Source organism: Armatimonadota bacterium (genome assembly GCA_031081675.1).
Taxonomy (GTDB): Bacteria; Sysuimicrobiota; Sysuimicrobiia; order Sysuimicrobiales; family Kaftiobacteriaceae; genus Calidihabitans; species Calidihabitans tengchongensis.
The window spans coordinates 1-16421 of record JAVHLZ010000027.1 but is presented as its reverse complement, the minus strand read 5'-3'; the positions used below and the strand labels follow the sequence as shown (position 1 = coordinate 16421).

Here is a 16421-nt window from a genome sequence, read left to right as displayed (position 1 = left end):
CCTACCGCCGCCACGGGTCTTCGGGCTCGCGGTCGGGCAGCAGCTCGTAGACCACCGCGGCCAGGAACACCAGCATGATCCCCGCGATGAACACCGCCGGCAGGTAGGGAATCGGGGCGGCCACGGCGGGAATCGCCGCCGCACCGGGCAGGCGCACCGGGAGGGCCAATGCAAAACTCAGCCCCGCCACGGCCAGGCCCGCCGCCACGAACAACCGGGCGATGACCGTTCTCACCGTCGTCGAACCCCTTCCACGCGAAAGTCGTCGGGCAGATCGATCAGGGGGAACGTCTTGGCGAACAGGACGTACATCAACGCGCCCAGAGCCACCAGGCCTCCCAGGATACTGTATTCGACCCACGAGGGCGCGTATACCCCGGGCGGATACGGCAGCATGGCGCCGTGAGTCTGGGAGGGCACCACGATGAGGAACCGCTTGCCCACCGCGGCGATGTTCACCAGCACTCCCGAGACCACCGGAACCGCGATGCGGCTCTGGCCCGACAAAAACTGGCGCAGCAACAGGTAGAACGCGGCCAGGAGGGAGGCCACCGACACCCAGTAGACGCGCGCATAGGGGCCCACGAAGATGGCCCGGGAGACCCGCTGCTCGTGGCTGGGGGCGGCGTAGGTGGCCGTCAGCCAGTCCACCAGCATGAAGTACATATAGGCCGCCGTGAGCACCATCAGGAAGTTTCCCAGCCAGCGGAACACGTCCGGAGTCAGCCGATCCTGCGCCCCGAGGGTTCGGCGGGCCACGGCCGCCACCACGATCAGCAGCCCCACGCCCGACACCCCGGCCAGGATGACGAACGCCGGCGCCTGCAGGGCGCTGAACCACCCCGGTCGACCCACCTGCAGGCCGAAGACGAACCCCAGGGTGGAGTGGGCGATCACCAGCATGGGGAGGATGGCCAGCGACAGCCAGAAGCTGACCCGGTGGTGCCGCTCCCGTTCTGCCGGCGTCCCCCGGTAGCCGGCCGCCCACAGGCGGTAGAACCACTGCAGCCGCCCGGGGATCCGGGCCAGCAGGGCGGCGTCCCGGCGCCCGTCCAGGAAGAAGTACACCAGGCTGGCAAAGAGGTAGCCGGCGATGACCATGGTGAACGTCCCGAAGAAGGGCGACTGGGGCCGGGCGTACTTCAGCAGGTGCACAATCCCCCGCAGGGGCTGGCCCAGGTCCGGCAGCACGCTGAACGCCGCCAGGACCAGAGAGACGATGGTCAGGACCTCCGCCATCCGCGAGACTGCCCGCAGGTGCTGCAGGTTCAGCAGCCGCACCAGGGCGGCGGTGCTGATCCCGGCGAAGCTGACGCCGACGAAGTAGACGTCAAAGGCAATGTACAGCCCCCAGGTGGACCCGCCCATGGTTCCGACGTCGCGCAGGCCGGTGACCACCAATCCTTCCGTGAGCTGGACGTAGAGGGCGTACAGGCCTCTGGCGATCACCGCCAGCAGGAGGGCGACGAGGACCAGGGTGGCCGGTGAGAAGCGCCCCACCCCGTACGGGACCTGGATCTGGCGCGCGCGCACCTCCATAGTCTACTCCCGTGCCCGGACGGTCTCGATCTGCCGGGTTTCCTCCCCCGGCGGCTTGCCCCCCAGGTAGTACACCCGCGGCTGCGTACCCGCCTCCTCCAGCAACCGGAAGTGGGGCCGCCGCCGCAGCAGCTGGGCGACCCGGCTGTGGGGATCGTCCAGGTCGCCGAAGTGCAGGGCGAACAGCGGGCAGTTGGCGACGCAGGCCGGCTGCTGGCCGCGCTCAATCCGGTGCACGCAGAAGGTGCACTTTTCGATGACGCCCTTGAGGTGGCCGCCGCCGGCAATGCGGCGCCGCTCCGGTCCGTAGGCACGATCCAGGTCGGGGTTCCGGTAGGGGGGCGCGGCCCCGCCGGTGTAGGGAGCCAGAACCTCCGCCGCCTCTCGGTCCAGCCAGTCCAGGTACTGGTTGCGGTCGGGCTTCTTCCAGTTGAAGTAATTGACCCCGTACGGGCACGCCACCTCGCAGTAGCGGCAGCCGATGCAGCGGTCGAAGTCGGTGGCCACCAGGCCGTCCGGCCGCTTGTAGCGCGCGCCCACGGGGCACACCTTCACGCAGGGAGCGTTGTCGCAGTGCATGCACGGCCGCGGCAGAAACCACACCCGGGTGTTGGGGAACTCCCCTTCCTCAAACCGGAAGACGTACATCCAGAAGTGGGCCTGGGGAGTGTTGTTCTCGACCTTGCAGGCCTCCATGCACGCCCGGCAGCCGGTGCACCGGTCCAGGTCGATGACCATGGCGTACCGCGGCATCAGCGGCCCTCCTCCGCCCGCCAGACGCGCACCTTCACGTGGAAGGACTGGTCGGCCGTGTTGGCCACGTACCCCTCGCCGGTAAAGAACAGGGCGTTGGGCGTGGGACCCTGTCCTGTCGCCCACGGGTGAGTCCACAGGCCGTAGTGGTGGGGCATGCCCACCGTGTCGGGTCGGATGGCCTCGGTGAGGTGGGCCCGCACCCGGACCCGCCGGGTTTCACCGGTCAGGGCGTTGTGGGACTCCACCCACACCTCATCCCCGTCCCGGATCCCCCGCTCCCGCGCCGTCCGGGCGTTGATGTCCAGCCGCTGCCGGGGAGCCAGCTCGGCCAGGAGGGGGATGAAGCTGCTGCGGGACTGCTTGAACTCAATCATCTTGTAGCTGATCAGGTACAGGTCGTAGGCGGCGGGCGATCCGTCCATGGTCGGCGCGCGCCAGGTGGGCAGAGGGGTGTAATCCCGCCAGTACAGTTCCGGGACGCCCCGGGCCTGCATCTGCGCGCGGTAGCGCAGCAGGCCTTCGCCGTACAGCCGGTGGCGGACCCCGCCGAACGGCGGGGAGGCAGCATACCCGTATGCCTTCGCGGGCGGGACGGGTCCCTTCACCTTCACCCCGTTTTTCTCGAAGAAGGCCACGCCCTCCGCGATTCCCTGAGACCGCGCCCAGCGGTCAACGATCTCCCGCACCGTCGGCTTGCGGTCCAGGGGCAGGCGGTAGGGATCGGTGAGGTGGAGTGCCTCGTTGAGACGGTCGAGGTACCCCCCTGGTCCATAGAGAATGCCCGCCCGCTCGCACAGGTCCAGGTAGATGTCAATGTCCCCCCGGGACTGAAACAGCGGAGCCATGACGGGCAGCCGCATGGCCACCCCGTCCAGGTACTGGTTGTTGGCCTGACTCGGCCCCTCATATTTCTCCAGGGTGGCCGCCGGCAGGATCACGTCGGCCAGGTAGTCGGCCGTCTCCGACAGCCAGGGGTCGATGACCGCCACGAAGGGGATCTTTTTGAATCCTTCCAGGATGTCGGGCTGGGAGGCGAAGGCCACCAGAGGATTGGACATATGCACCAGGAGGACCTCGGGCCGTTCCCGCACGCCGTAGCGGTCGGGGTCCTGCAGGACCTTCGCCACCACCGCTGAGTTGTTGCTGTTGATGGGAAAGTACGGGCTGTCCTTCAGCCAGATGTTGTAGGGAGGGTCTGCGATTTCGATGTGCTCGAGCTTGTCAAAGTTCTCGTGGATCTTCCACCCGCCCACGTCAAACCGCTGCCCGCCCACAGCGCCGACCGCGCCCAGCAGCATCATCAGGGTGATCATGGCCCGCACCGCCTGAAACCCCAGCTCCTGCTGGGCCACGTGGTAGGCCATGATGGCCACCGGCCGGTACGGCAAGGTCACGCCGTCCACCACGGCGGTGCTGCCGATGCGGGCTTCCTCTCCCAGCTCCCGGGCCACCCGCCGGATGGCCTCGGCCGGAACGCCGCAGACCTGGGCGGCCCACTCGGGGGTGTAGCGGCTGAGGTGCTCGGCGAACACCGCAAACGCTGGCCGCGCGCGAACCCCGCCCACCGTGAATTCGCCGTCCAGGGCCGGGTCGGCATCGGGGCTGTCGGCGGGGCGGGGCCGGCCGTGGCGGCGGTCCCAGATCTGCTCCTTCCCGCCCACGCGCACGAAGAAGCCGTCCGGCCCCACCAGGAAGGGGGCGTTGGTGTAGCGGGCCAGGTACTCCCGGTCCACGGTACCCTGGCGGACGAGTTCGTGACACAGGGCCAGGGCCAGGGCCAGATCGGTGCCGGGGCGGATGGGCAGCCACTCGTCGGCGAACGGCCCCATCCCCCGCAGGCGCGGGTCGATGACCACGATCTTCATGCCCCGTTCCCGCGCGGCGACCATTTGCTGCGGCCAGGTAATCCAGCACAGCTGGTTTCCGCCGGCGTTGGTGCCGTTCCACCCCCAGGCCAGCAGGTAGCGGGTGTAGCGGAAGTCGGGGTGCAGCACCCCTGAGATGCCCACGGTGTACTCGCCGGCCCGGTAGCCAGCGTCGGAACAGAAGGCGCCGTGGTGCAGCTTGGTGGCGCCGCAGGCCTTGACAAAGGCCTCGTCGTAGAAGGCCTTACCCTTGCTGCGTCCCTTCTGCCAGACCACCAGCCGCGGATCCTTCGCCCGCGCCTCCCGGATCCGCCGGGCCACCAGATCCAGGGCCTCATCCCAGGAGGCCTGACGCCACTGGCCGGGCTGGCCCTTGCCGTTGGTCCGGATGAGCGGTGTCTTCACCCGGTGAGGGTCATACAGCGCGATGATCTGGGCGACACCCTTGGGGCAGAGGGTGCCCACGTTGAGGGGGTGCCCCGGGTGGCCTTCGAGCTTCACGACACGACCACCGATCCGCCGGGCCAGGATCCCGCAGTCCTGCTTGCCGATCCAGCAGGTGGTGGGCACCCAGTCCTCCACCGGCCGGTCGGGCGCCTCCGGAGACCGGGCCACCAGCGCGGTCACCCCGCGGGGGACGAGGTGGCTGACGGCCAGCACGCCGCCGGCGGCGGCGGTCGTCGTCAGGAAGGTGCGTCGGCGGATGCGCACAGCGGGGCGCCCCATGCGGTCGACGGCGTCATCGTGCCCCTACCCTAAGGCACGAACGGGTGAGACGAGTATCAGGCCAGTGCCTGATTCCGACTCAGTCCGCCGACGGATGCGCCGGGCAGGCGGGGGCCGGACCGGGCCCCGGGGGACCCGCACCCCCGACTGTGGCGACACGCCGGCCTCGTCTCCCGCCCCAGGGTAGGGAATACCGTCCTCACGATGGCGGGCAGATCCGCACCGCTACCGTTCCAGTCCGTAGACGGTCACGGTTCCCGTGCCCAGGTCCACACTGTGGCACGAGGTGCACGTTCCTTTATAAGAGGCGAACTTGGCGCTGTTGAGGTGAATCCGGTGCGCCTCGGTGCGGAAGGGCTTGGGCAGGGGTCCCTTGCTGTGGCAGAACGCACACTGGGCCACGGTCTTGGCCGCCGTGGTCGGGTGGTTCTTGATCTTCCGGGCGATGGCCTCCAGCGACGGCTCGCGGCCCGGCGCGCCGTGGCACGCCGGACATCCCTGGACCGCGGGCGTAGCCGACGTCGGGACGGACACCCACATGCCTGCGGCCGCCGCCAGGAGCGTGACAATGACCAACACGACTCTCATCGCGGAGCTCCTTTCCCGGAGCGCCCCGAGGCGCGCTCCAACTGTCGTAGCTTCAACCACAGGGACACCACCACAACGGCCATCACCCCCAGCGAGACGGCCAGACCGCGGCGGCGAAATGCCAGTTCGGCCAGCGCGGCCTCTCCCGCCCGGCGGGCCCTCTCGGCCGCCGCCGTCCCGGCGTCGATGGGCGACCGGAGTTGCTCCGGGCTGGATGTGTGGGTGACGGCCCGCGCCCGGATGACCTGGGTCTCAGCCTCGCTGATGTCCAGCTGGGCATCGGTGACATCCAGTCCGGCGCGCGACGCCCGGGCCAGCATGGCCTCGGACTGGGCGATGAGGGCCTTGAGCTGCTCCAGGGAGGCGCGGATGCTGTCGGCCACCGCACCCTCCGGGGAGCCGGGGGGATGGCATGGGGCGCACACCGATCCGGGGCCTGTGCCCAGCATCTCATCGGTGGGAAAGGCGATGTTGTGGGTCCCGTGGCATACGGTACATTCGGCCAGTCCCAGGGCGTCAAAGGCGGATTTGTGGGGACTGCGGACGAACAGGTCGCGGGTGGCGCTGTGACACTGGGCGCATACGTTGGCCACCGAGGTCGCGCCCGGAGGCACCGCGCCGTGGTTGTCGTGGCAGTCGTTGCACGCCGGAGCCCGGCGGTTGCCCCGCTCCAGCAGCGCCTGGCCGTGGACGCTGGCCCGGTACTCCTCGTACTGAGTGGTGGGGATGCCGTAGGGCTTCATGCGGGCGGCATCGGCGTGGCAGATGGCGCACGTCGCCGGCACATTCGTCGGGAACACCGGCGATCGGGTGTCGTCCACGCCGCGCACCGGATGCACGCCGTGGCAAGAAGTACAGGTGGCCACCTGCGTGTCGCCCCGGCGCAGGCGTTGCCCGTGGACGCTGGTCCAGTATCGGTCCAGCTGGTCGGTGGGCAGCCGCGGATTGTATCGGCGTATGATGTCGGGGCGGGAGTGGCACCGGGCGCAGAAGGCCGGCACCTGTTGCGGGGAGGGGGCTCCCCGGTACCCTGCCCGGCGATCGTGCGCGTCCATGCCGATTCGGGTGGGGGCACCGCCGTGGCAGGCGTCGCACGACATCCCGCGCCGGGCGTGGACGTCATCGGCCATCCCGGCCACCGGCGAAGCCAGCCGGCCACCCAGGTTCTCGTGGCACGCCGGACAGCTGGACGCGGGGGCGGCCTGGACCGGCCGACCGGCCCCGGCGACGACGATCACGGCCAGCGCCGCCGCCCACCGCATCAGCGTTCCCACCACGCCAGGAGCGTCATGAGCACCACAAAAGCCAGGGTTGCCGCGCCCACCCACGTCATCGCCGGATGCGTGCGCTCCCGCTGGGCCCACACGTCCAGGAACGGCACCAGCAGCACTATCACCGCGCCCGCGGCAAACGCCAGCACGCCTGCGGTTTCGCCCTCCACGCCAAGGATGCGGCTCGGCAGGATGCGCAGGGTCTGGTACATGAACAGGAAGTACCACTCCGGCCGGATGCCTGCCGGCGCCGGCGCGAGGGGGTCAGCCTTCTCGCCCAGCGGCCAGGGCGCCAGCGTGGCCAGCGCGGCGACCACTCCCAGCAGGACCACCCATACCATCAGATCCCGCAGGAGGAAGTGCGGGTAGAAGGGCTCCGCCCCCCGGGGTGAAACGGAAATGGGCCGGCTCATTCCGTGAATCTGGACCAGTGTCAGGTGGATCCCCAGGAGGATGGTGGTCAGCGCCGGGAGGATCGCCACGTGAATGCCGAAGAACCGGCTGAGGGTGGCCTCGGTCACGTCCTCACCGCCCCGGAGCAGCACCATCAGCGCCCGGCCCACCCCCGGCAGGTCCCCGACGATCTCGGTCCCCACCCGGGTGGCGAAGAAGGCCAGAGTGTTCCACGGCAGCAGGTAGCCGGTGAAGGCGAACGCCAGGGTGATGACCAGCAGGAGCACCCCCGAGATCCACGTGAGCTCCCGCGGCCTGCGATACGCCCTGGTGAAGAAGGTCGCCGCCAGATGCACCCAGGCCGCCAGGATCATCAGGTTGGCCGACCAGGCGTGGATGCCGCGCACCAGCCAGCCGAACTGGACCCGGGAGGTGATGAGCCGCACGCTTTCGTAGGCCGAGTCCGCGGCCGGGCGGTAGTACAGGAGCAGCAACAACCCGGTGGCAACCTGAAGCAGGAAGAAGAACAGGGTGATGCCTCCGGTGTAGTACGCCAGGGAGAATCGGTGGACCGGCACCTCCTTGCGCTGCAGGAACGCCACCGCCTCCCGGACGCGGGTGCGCTCCTGGAGCCACTCCCCCACCCCCATGGCGCCTACCCCCGGGAGACGATGATGTCGTCTCCCTTGATGGTCACCACGTAGGGTTCCAGTGGCCGCGGCGGCGGACCGGACAGCACCTGGCCGTGGAGGTCGTAGTGGCCGTCGTGGCAGGCGCACCAGATGTGCCGCAGGTCCGGCCGGTACTGGACCGTGCAGGCCAGGTGGGTGCACACTGCGCTGAACGCCCGCACCTCCCCTTCGGGGGTGCGGAGCAGGATTGCCGGGCGCCCCCCGAAAGCAAAGATCTTGCCCGAGTTGGGGAGCATCTCGGACAGCTTGCCCGCCACCACGGAGGTGTGAGTCACCTCCTTCACCCGCGGCGGAATCAGGTAGCGCAGCACCGGGTACAGGACCGTTCCGGACAGAATCGCCAGTCCAGCGCCGAACAGCCAGTCAAGAAACGTCCGGCGCCTGATGCGGCCGACATCCTCCGTCCCGCTGTACACGTCCGCCCGACCCCCCGGATGAGGTGTCTATCGGAAACATACGCGTCAGAGCGCTCCGGACGCCATGATGCAACTGCATCAACCGCGCGCCAGGCGCACCATGCGCCCCCGGGGGGATCGGGCTCTCCGGCTGCGGAGGGAGGGAGAATCGGGCAGGTGCCCGATGGCACCTGTTTTCCCCCCGCCCTACACTGCATGCCGGAAAGCGTGCATTCCGTGCGGAGAGGATTCCGTGCGCGTGGTCGAGGCCCGGGACGTCCACAAGGTCTTTGGGGCCGTGAGCGCCCTGCGCGGCGTCACCCTGGATGTTGCCGACGGAGAGTCCGTGGTCATCTTTGGCCCCAACGGGGCCGGCAAGACCACCTTCCTGAAGATCGCAGCCACCCTCATGCGTCCCACCGCCGGGCGGGTCCGCCTGTTCGGGGAGGACCCCGCTGACAACCCTCGCCTCCGCCGGCACCTGGGGCTGGTGTCCCACCACAGCTACCTGTACGGGGCCCTGTCGGGACTGGAAAACCTCATCTTCGCAGCCCGGGGGTACGGGGTGGCCGACCCGTGGGGGCGGGCGGAGGCGCTGCTGGACGCAGTCGGCCTGTGGGGGCGCCGCCACGACCCCGTCCGCACCTACAGCCACGGCATGGTCCGGCGCCTGAGCATCGCCCGGGCCCTGGTGCACGACCCCCCGCTGCTGCTGCTGGACGAGCCGTTTGTGGGACTGGACCGGGCGGCCGCCGATCTGCTGGTCGGCCTGCTCACCCGGATGCGGTCCAGCAGGACGGTGGTCCTGACCACCCACAGCATCGAGCAGGGGCTGGCGCTGGCCGACCGGGTGGTCATCCTGGTGGACGGCCGGGTGGCCTACCAGGCGCCCAACGGTTTTCCTGACCGCCAGGCCGCCGAGCGGCTGTACGCCGAGCTGGTGGGGGCGCAGACGTGAGCGGTCTGCAGGCCGTGGGTCTGATGGTGGGCAAGGATCTGCTACTGGAGCTGCGCACCCGCGAGCTGGCGGCCGCCATGGGCGTCTTCGCCCTGCTGGCCGCCGTGGTGTTCACCTTCGCCTTCTCCCCCTCCCCCGCCCAGGCCGTCGCCGTCACCCCCGGCATGCTCTGGGTGACCCTGGCCTTCGCCAGCATCCTGGGGCTGTCGCGGACATTCGTTCTGGAACGGGAGGACCGGTGCCTGGAGGCGCTGCGCCTGTTGCCATTCGACCCGGCCCTGATCTATGTGGCCAAGGCCATCAGCACCCTGTTGATTCTTCTGGCCGTGGAGGTGCTGGTGATCCCGGCGATGATCGTCTTCAGCGGGGTCCCCCTGGGACGGGCGGCAGGCCCCCTGGCTCTGATCCTGGTCCTGGGCAGCGTGGGGCTGGTCGTGGCCGGCGTCCTGTTCTCGGCCATGTCGGTCAACACCCGCATGCGGGAGGTGCTGCTGCCGATCCTGCTGCTCCCGGTGGCGTCCCCGGTGCTCATCAGCGCTGCCGGCGCCACCGCCAGGCTCCTGGCCGGACGGCCGCTCGCAGACGCCCTGCCGGGGATCCGCCTGCTGGTGGCGTTCGACGCGGTCATCGCGGTGGTGGGATACCTGGTGTTCGAGTACGTCCTGGAGGAGTGACCGTGAGCGCGAACAGTCCGATGCGCCCCACCGCCATGCCGAGAGACTGGCGCGCGGCGGCCATCGCCGCGACAGCCGCCCTTCTGGTGGCCGGCCAGTTCATGGCCCTGCTCTACGCGCCCGAGGAGCGCACCATGCGGGCGGCCCAGCGGATCTTCTACGTCCACGTTCCGTCGGCGTGGGTGGGGTTTCTGGCGTTTGGCGTCGTGTTCGTGGCCAGCGTGGGATTCCTGTGGACCCGCCGCAGGGCCTATGATCTGACCGCCCACGCCAGCACCGAGGTGGGCGTGGTCTTCACCACCCTGGCCATCGCCACCGGCATGGTGTGGGGCCGGTACGCGTGGGGAACGTGGTGGAGCTGGGACCCGCGCCTGACGACGACCTTCATGCTCTGGTTGATCTATGTGGTGTCCCTCATGGTGCGGGCCTACGGGGGAGCGGGCAGCCAGCCGGCCCGGTTCGCCGCCGTGCTGGGGATCGTCGGCTTTCTCGACATCCCCCTCATCCACCTCTCGGTGGTGTGGTGGCGGTCCCTCCACCCGCTGCCGGTGGTGATGCGGGCCGAGGGCTTCGGGTCGGGTCTGCATCCGGCCATGCTCCAGGCGCTGCTGGTCAACGTCGCGGCCTTCACGGTTCTGTACGCCATTCTGTTCAGCCTGCGCCGGGAGCAGATGGCGATCGCCGACCGGCTGGCGGCGGGCGATACCACGGCGAACACGCTCCGGCCAGGGGTGAGGGGGGAGGACCGATGACACCGCTGGTGGCCCTGTTCATCGGCTACGCCGTCGTGTGGGTGGGCCTGTGCCTCTACCTGGTGCGGTTGCACCGGCTGGGCCGCGCCCTGCAGGCGCAGCTGGAAGCCCGGGAGGGTCGGCGGTGAGCCGGCCGCATGGCAAGATCCTCCTGGCCGTGGTCGTCTTCGCGGCCGTCGGGGGATACCTGGCCTTCAGTGGGGCCCGCAGCAGCCTGACCTATTACGTCACGGTGAGCGAACTGCTGGACCGGGCGTCCACGCTCAGCGGAGCCCCCCTCCGCCTGGGGGGAACGGTGGCCCCGGGAAGCGTGCGGTGGGACCGGACGGGGGGCCGCCTGGAGTTCCACGTCACCGACGGTGTCCGACGCATCCCGGTTACCTACCGCGGCGTGGTCCCGGACACCTTCCGGCCCGGCGGGGAGGTGGTCGTGGAGGGCAGCTATGACGGCGGCCGCTTCGTCGCCGAGCGCCTGTTCGCCAAGTGCCCCTCCAAGTTCGACGCCACCGGGTCCGGAGGAACTCAGGGGGTCCCATGAGCGAGATCGGTTCTCTGGCCGTGGACATGGCCGTCGCCACCTCCGTGTACGGGGTCGCGGCGGCCCTGCTGGGGGCGCGGCGGCGGCCCCAGCTGGTGGCCAGCGCCCGCCACGCCGTGTACGCCACCTTCCTGCTGCTGTCGGTGGCGTCGGCGGTGCTGCTGTACGCCCTGCTGACCCGAGACTTCGGCAACGCCTACGTCGCCAGCTACACCAGCCGGGATCTGGGGGTCTGGTACACGGTGTCGGCGTGGTGGGCGGGCCAGGCCGGCAGCCTGCTGTTCTGGGCGTGGATCCTCACCCTGTTCGGCTCGCTGGTGGTCTGGAGGCACGCCGCCCGGCGCGAGCTGCTCCCTTACGTGGTGGCCACCGTCCTGGGCACGTCGGCCTTCTTCACCCTGCTGCTGGCCGCCGTGAGCAGCCCCTTCCAGCGGCTGCCGGCCGCCCCGCCCGACGGCGCCGGCCTGAACCCTCTGCTGCAGAACCCGGGGATGTTCTTCCACCCACCGACCCAGTATCTGGGCTATGTCGGCTTCACCGTCCCCTTCGCCTTCGCCATCGCCGCCATGGCCACCGGGCGCCTGGACGACGAGTGGATTCGGGCCACGCGGCGGTGGACGCTGCTGGCCTGGTTTTTCCTGTCCTGGGGCCTGCTGTTCGGCATGCAGTGGGCGTACGTGGAGCTGGGGTGGGGCGGGTACTGGGCGTGGGATCCGGTGGAGAATGCGGGCCTGATGCCCTGGCTGACGGCCACGGCCTTCCTGCACTCGGTGATGGTGCAGGAAAAGCGCGACATGCTCAAGGTCTGGAACCTGGTCCTGATCATCCTCACCTTCGCCCTCTCCATCTTCGGCACGTTCCTGACGCGCAGCGGGGTGCTGTCCTCGGTGCATTCCTTCGGCCCCAGCGGGTTGGGCGTGCCGTTCACCGCATTCCTGGCGGTGGTTCTGACGGTGTCCCTGGGCCTGCTGGCCTGGCGGTGGCCCGCACTGCGGGGGGCGGGCGAGCTGGACTCGGTCGTGTCCCGCGAAAGCAGTTTCCTGTTCAACAACCTGATCCTGGTGGGAGCCGCCTTCTCGGTCTTCCTGGGCACCACGTTTCCCCTGCTGTCGGAGGCGGTGCGGGGCGTGAAGGTCAGCGTGGGGGCCCCCTTCTTCACCCGGGTCAACGTCCCCATCGGGCTGGCCCTGCTGCTGCTGATGGGTGTGTGTCCCCTGCTGGCGTGGCGGAAGACGACCGTGGCCAGCCTCCGTCGGGCTTTCCTGCTCCCCGCCGTCCTCGGCGCCGGGACGGCGGCCGCCCTGGCCGCGGGGGGCGTGCGCCACCCGGTGGCGGTCCTGACCTTTGCCCTGTGCGCCTTCGTCACCGGGGCCATTGCGCTCGACGTGCACCGGGCGGCGATGGTCCGCCGCCGGCGTGGCGAGTCATACCCGGTCGCCCTGGGGCGGCTGGTGGCCCGCAATCACCGGCGCTACGGGGGCTACGTGGTGCACCTGGGGATGGTGCTGCTGTTTGCCGGGATGGCCGGCGCCGCCTTCGCCACCAGCACCGATGCCGTCCTGCATCCGGGCCAGTCGGTCGCGGTGGGCCGGTACACGCTGCGCTACGAAGGGGCGGACACCTACCCCACCCCGTCGGCCCTGGTCACGGCGGCGACCCTGACGGTCTTCAACGCCGGCCGACCGGCCGGCGTGCTGACGCCCCAGCGCAACATCCACCGGGGCCACGAAGACCAGCCCCTCACCGAGGTGGCCATCCGCTCCACCTGGCTGGACGACCTGTACGTGATCCTGGCGGGCGTGGACGAGGACGGCACGGCACACCTGCAGGTGCTCATCAACCCCCTGATGATGTGGATGTGGGTGGGGGGCGCCGTCCTCACCGTCGGCACCGTGATCGCCTTCTGGCCCGAGCGGGCCGAGGCTGTGCGGGGTCGGGCCCGCTACCTCCTGGAGGAGGCCGCATGACGGCGCTGCGCCTCCTGCTGGTGGGGGTCGCCCTGGCCGCATGGGGAGCTCTGCCGGCGGCCGCCGCGCCCCCGCCTCCCGCCCTGGCCGGGGAGTTCGTCTGCCAGTGCGGCTGCGGGCTCACCCTGGCCACCTGCAACCACCCCGTCTGCGGGCCCCGGGACCAGATGTTGGCTACGCTGGGCCGGCTGCTGGCCGAGGGGAAGACGGCTTCCGAGATCCGCGCCGCCTTCGTGGCCTCCTATGGCGAGGCCGTGCTGGCCGCTCCCCCTCGCCGGGGATTCAACCTGGTGGCCTGGTGGGGGCCTTACGCGGCACTGGCCGCGGGGGCAGCCGTCCTGCTGACGCTGGCGGCGCTGTGGACCCGCCGGGCCGAACGGCTCCTGTCCATTCCCTCCTCCTCGCTGACCCCGGAGCAGCGGGAGGCCGTGCGGCGGGAACTGGAGCGGCTGGAGGACTGAGGGGCCGTGGAGCTGGCGGGTATGCTGATTCTCATCCTGGTCTCCGCCGGGCTGATCCTGTGGCCGCTGCTGCGGCCGCCGCAGGAATCCGTCCCGCAGGGCCCGTCGTCCGCCGAGGCGGAGAGGGCGAAGCGGATGGCGCTGTACGCCCTGCGGGAGCTGGAGATGGAGTTCGCCACCGGCAAACTGTCGGCCGAGGACTACGCGCGCCTGCGGGAGCGGTACGAGGCCCGGGCGGCTCAGGCCCTGGGCCTGGTCCCCGCCCGCCCCAGCCCGAGCCTGGATGAGGAGATCCGGGCCGCCCGGGCGCGGCGGCGGTGCCCGGCCTGCGGCCAGCGCCGTCCGCCGGGAGCCCGGTTCTGCCCGGCGTGCGGGCGCCCGGTGGAAGGAGGAGCCGGATGAGGGTCGGAGCCGCCATTGCCATGGTGGTCATCGGCGTGGCCGCGGCGGCGGCCGCACCGGCCGTGCCCTCGGGGTCGGTTACCGGGACGGTTGTCAACCTGACCGGAGGCCGGCGGCCGGTGGCCGGCCAGCTGGTCACGCTGACAGCCTACGTCAACGGGGCTCAGGTGGAAGGGTTCCAGACCACCACAGACTCCGCCGGACGATTCACCTTTACGGTCCCCGCCGCCCCCGAGCGGACCTATGTGGTCAACGTCAAGTATCAGGGCGGGGACTACGACAGCGAGCCCGTCACGTTCCGCGCCGGCGAGACCCGCCGGCAGGTCACCCTGCGGGTCTACGACCCCACCACCGACCCGGCCGTGCTGCGCGTCAGCGTCCACCACATCATCGTCGAGGCGGCGGCGGGAGCCGTCCAGGTGGCCGAACTGCTGGTGGTCACCAACACCACCGACCGGACGTTCATCGGGACGACCCAGCGTCCCGACGGCAAGCGCGAGACCCTGCGGCTGAGCCTGCCGGCTGGCGCGACCCAGGTGCAGTTCCTGGAGGGCCTGATGGACTGCTGCGCCTCCGTCACGGACGGGATCCTGGTGGACACCATGGACGTGAAACCCGGGATGCGCCAGATCGGGTATGGGTACCTCGTGCCGGCCCCCACCGGCACAGCCCGGCTCGTCCGGACGCTGGAGTATCCCACGGACCGGGTCGAGGTGTTCGGCACGGCGGCGGCCCGGTTCGAGGTGGACCCGCTGACGGCTCAGCCATCGGTCCAGACCGACCAGGGAACGTACGTGCACTTTTCGGGCGGGCAGATGACACCCGGAGCCCGGATCTCCATCGGCGTGGCCGGACTGCCGCGCCCCGCCCCGGCCACCCGGCGGCTGGCTCTGGCGGCTTTCGTGGGCATCCTGGCCGCCGGCCTGGCCTATCCGCTCCTGCGGCGCCGATCCCCGGAGCGCGAAACGCCGCGGGAACTTCGCCTGTCCCGGGATGAGCTGATCATGTTGGTCGCGGATCTGGACGACAGGTTTGAGGTGGGCGAGGTGCCGCCCGACGAGTACCGCCGCCGGCGCGCCCGGCTGATGGCCGAACTGGCGCGCCTGAGCGGCGCGGTTCCACCGACGGGCACGCCGGCCCCCCAGACAGACCGACGAGAGGAGGAACAGAGATGACGTGGAGGAGCCTGTGGGTGGCGGGGGTGGTCCTCACGCTGGCCACCGCCGCGGCCGCACTGCCGGCCGATCTCACCACGTTCCGGAACCTGTACAAGCCCCGGGAGGACTCGCCCCTGGGCAAGGCGGGCTGCCTGATCTGCCACACCGCGACGCCGCCCACCAAGGAGGTCAACCCCTACGGGGCAGACCTGGCCAAGCAGGGCAAGACGCGGGCGGAGGCGGCCTTCCGGGCCATCGAAAAGCTGGACTCCGACAAGGACGGCTTCACCAACATCGCCGAGATCCAGGCCGGCACGCTGCCGGGAGACCCGACGTCCAGGCCGGCCAAGTGAGGGACGATGGCCCGTCCGGTCATCCTGACCGATGTCACCGAACTGGTGGACGGCACCGGCGACCCGGCCTTCGCGGTCGACACCGCCCGTCTCATCGTGGCGTGGAATTCAGCGGCCGAGGACCTGCTGGGCTACCGTGCCGAGGAGGTCCTCGGCCGTTCCTGCGCCCAGGTGATCTGCGGTCGCAACGGACAGGGCTACATCGTCTGCACCTCCCTGTGCCCGCTGCAGCGGGCGCTGCGCTCGGGAGAGCGCGTCCGCGAAATGCGCCTCCAGGTCCGCCGCCGGGACGGCGTTCCCCTGTGGGTGGCCATGACCTCTCTGGTCCTCCCCACCGAGGTCCCGGTTGTGGTCCACATCCTGCGGGACATCACCGCCGAACGCAACCAGGAAGCATTCCTCCGCCAGGTGATGGAGGGGGCCGCCGCCCTGGTCGCATCGCCACCTTCCTCCCCACCCCGCCCCGACCCTCCCCCGCCGCTGCTGTCGCCTCGTGAGACGCAGATCCTGCGCCTGCTGGCCTCCGGCTACGGCACGCGGGCCATTGCCGAAACCCTGGCCATCAGCCCCGCCACCGTCCGCAACCACATCCAGCAGATCATGATGACGCTGCGGGCCCACAGCCGCCTGGAAGCCGTGGTCAAGGCCCTGCAGCGCGGCCTGATCTGAGACCCCTGGCTCGTTCGGGCGGGGGACACTCGGCCCGCCGCCCGATGGCGCGCCCGCAGTGTCCGGGTAGGCTGAAGGCGGAGGGAGCGACGATGTCGCTGTGGGAAGAGTGGCTGGCCTGGTACATCGTTCGGGACCGTGAGCGGGAGCTGGAGCGGCGCCGGCTCCAGAAGGAGGCGGAGTCCGCCCGGTCGGACCGGACCCCACGCGCAGGCGGCCGCGCCACCGGCGACCAGCCTGCATCCCGGCGGCGCGCCGCCTAGGG

Annotated in this window: 20 protein-coding genes; 12 read left to right on the top strand and 8 right to left on the bottom strand. The window is 70.4% G+C overall.

Going from position 1 to position 16421, the window contains the following annotated elements; translation table 11 throughout:
• Nucleotide 1: 1 nt before the first annotated feature.
• The 8 genes from RB150_09720 to RB150_09685 all read right to left on the bottom strand — a co-directional run bounded on the left by RB150_09720 (nucleotide 2) and on the right by RB150_09685 (nucleotide 8246).
• Nucleotides 2–235, bottom strand: coding sequence for a hypothetical protein (locus tag RB150_09720; GenBank protein ID MDQ7820812.1), 234 nt, complete (start codon nucleotides 233–235; stop codon nucleotides 2–4).
• Nucleotides 232–1539, bottom strand: coding sequence for an NrfD/PsrC family molybdoenzyme membrane anchor subunit (gene nrfD, locus RB150_09715; protein ID MDQ7820811.1), 1308 nt, complete (start codon nucleotides 1537–1539; stop codon nucleotides 232–234). The genes RB150_09720 and nrfD overlap by 4 nt, the downstream gene beginning before the upstream one ends.
• A 3-nt stretch (nucleotides 1540–1542) precedes the next feature.
• Nucleotides 1543–2292, bottom strand: coding sequence for a 4Fe-4S dicluster domain-containing protein (locus RB150_09710; protein MDQ7820810.1), 750 nt, complete (start codon nucleotides 2290–2292; stop codon nucleotides 1543–1545).
• The gene (locus RB150_09705) at nucleotides 2292–4886 is read right to left on the bottom strand and encodes a molybdopterin-dependent oxidoreductase (protein ID MDQ7820809.1); all 2595 of its coding nucleotides are present in this window, start codon (nucleotides 4884–4886) and stop codon (nucleotides 2292–2294) included. The genes RB150_09710 and RB150_09705 overlap by 1 nt, the downstream gene beginning before the upstream one ends.
• 225 nt (nucleotides 4887–5111) lie before the next feature.
• Nucleotides 5112–5474, bottom strand: coding sequence for a hypothetical protein (locus tag RB150_09700; GenBank protein ID MDQ7820808.1), 363 nt, complete (start codon nucleotides 5472–5474; stop codon nucleotides 5112–5114).
• Nucleotides 5471–6751 carry a cytochrome c3 family protein gene (locus RB150_09695; GenBank protein MDQ7820807.1) on the bottom strand — a complete coding sequence of 427 codons (1281 nt, stop codon included), beginning with the start codon at nucleotides 6749–6751 and terminating at the stop codon, nucleotides 5471–5473. The genes RB150_09700 and RB150_09695 overlap by 4 nt, the downstream gene beginning before the upstream one ends.
• Nucleotides 6736–7788, bottom strand: coding sequence for a cytochrome bc complex cytochrome b subunit (locus RB150_09690; GenBank protein MDQ7820806.1), 1053 nt, complete (start codon nucleotides 7786–7788; stop codon nucleotides 6736–6738). Before RB150_09690 ends, RB150_09695 begins: the two co-directional genes overlap by 16 nt.
• 5 nt (nucleotides 7789–7793) lie before the next feature.
• On the bottom strand, nucleotides 7794–8246 hold the full coding sequence (locus RB150_09685; protein MDQ7820805.1) for a Rieske (2Fe-2S) protein: 453 nt from the start codon (nucleotides 8244–8246) through the stop codon (nucleotides 7794–7796).
• Between the two features lie 232 nt (nucleotides 8247–8478).
• Between RB150_09685 and RB150_09680 the strand changes: the two genes are divergently transcribed.
• The 12 genes from RB150_09680 to RB150_09625 all read left to right on the top strand — a co-directional run bounded on the left by RB150_09680 (nucleotide 8479) and on the right by RB150_09625 (nucleotide 16419).
• Nucleotides 8479–9183: an ABC transporter ATP-binding protein gene (locus RB150_09680; protein ID MDQ7820804.1), complete on the top strand. Its 705-nt coding sequence runs from the start codon at nucleotides 8479–8481 to the stop codon at nucleotides 9181–9183.
• A complete protein-coding gene (locus RB150_09675; protein ID MDQ7820803.1) occupies nucleotides 9180–9857 on the top strand; it encodes a heme exporter protein CcmB in 678 nt (225 codons plus the stop codon). The genes RB150_09680 and RB150_09675 overlap by 4 nt, the downstream gene beginning before the upstream one ends.
• A 2-nt stretch (nucleotides 9858–9859) precedes the next feature.
• Nucleotides 9860–10609 (top strand): cytochrome c biogenesis protein CcsA, encoded by a 750-nt coding sequence (gene ccsA / locus RB150_09670; protein ID MDQ7820802.1) that lies wholly within the window; start codon nucleotides 9860–9862, stop codon nucleotides 10607–10609.
• Nucleotides 10606–10737, top strand: coding sequence for a CcmD family protein (locus RB150_09665; GenBank protein ID MDQ7820801.1), 132 nt, complete (start codon nucleotides 10606–10608; stop codon nucleotides 10735–10737). The genes ccsA and RB150_09665 overlap by 4 nt, the downstream gene beginning before the upstream one ends.
• A complete protein-coding gene (locus RB150_09660) occupies nucleotides 10734–11147 on the top strand; it encodes a cytochrome c maturation protein CcmE (GenBank protein ID MDQ7820800.1) in 414 nt (137 codons plus the stop codon). The genes RB150_09665 and RB150_09660 overlap by 4 nt, the downstream gene beginning before the upstream one ends.
• A complete protein-coding gene (locus RB150_09655) occupies nucleotides 11144–13114 on the top strand; it encodes a heme lyase CcmF/NrfE family subunit (GenBank protein ID MDQ7820799.1) in 1971 nt (656 codons plus the stop codon). The genes RB150_09660 and RB150_09655 overlap by 4 nt, the downstream gene beginning before the upstream one ends.
• A complete protein-coding gene (locus RB150_09650) occupies nucleotides 13111–13575 on the top strand; it encodes a cytochrome c-type biogenesis protein CcmH (GenBank protein ID MDQ7820798.1) in 465 nt (154 codons plus the stop codon). The genes RB150_09655 and RB150_09650 overlap by 4 nt, the downstream gene beginning before the upstream one ends.
• Before the next feature lie 6 nt (nucleotides 13576–13581).
• On the top strand, nucleotides 13582–13977 hold the full coding sequence (locus RB150_09645; GenBank protein MDQ7820797.1) for a zinc-ribbon domain-containing protein: 396 nt from the start codon (nucleotides 13582–13584) through the stop codon (nucleotides 13975–13977).
• Nucleotides 13974–15152: a carboxypeptidase-like regulatory domain-containing protein gene (locus tag RB150_09640; protein MDQ7820796.1), complete on the top strand. Its 1179-nt coding sequence runs from the start codon at nucleotides 13974–13976 to the stop codon at nucleotides 15150–15152. Before RB150_09645 ends, RB150_09640 begins: the two co-directional genes overlap by 4 nt.
• Entirely contained in the window at nucleotides 15149–15487 is a 339-nt protein-coding gene (locus RB150_09635) for a hypothetical protein (protein MDQ7820795.1), read from the top strand. The genes RB150_09640 and RB150_09635 overlap by 4 nt, the downstream gene beginning before the upstream one ends.
• Nucleotides 15488–15493: 6 nt before the next feature.
• Complete coding sequence (locus tag RB150_09630) at nucleotides 15494–16156, top strand: LuxR C-terminal-related transcriptional regulator (protein ID MDQ7820794.1); 663 nt, start codon at nucleotides 15494–15496, stop codon at nucleotides 16154–16156.
• A 92-nt stretch (nucleotides 16157–16248) separates the two neighbouring features.
• Nucleotides 16249–16419, top strand: coding sequence for a hypothetical protein (locus tag RB150_09625; GenBank protein MDQ7820793.1), 171 nt, complete (start codon nucleotides 16249–16251; stop codon nucleotides 16417–16419).
• Nucleotides 16420–16421 lie beyond the last annotated feature (2 nt).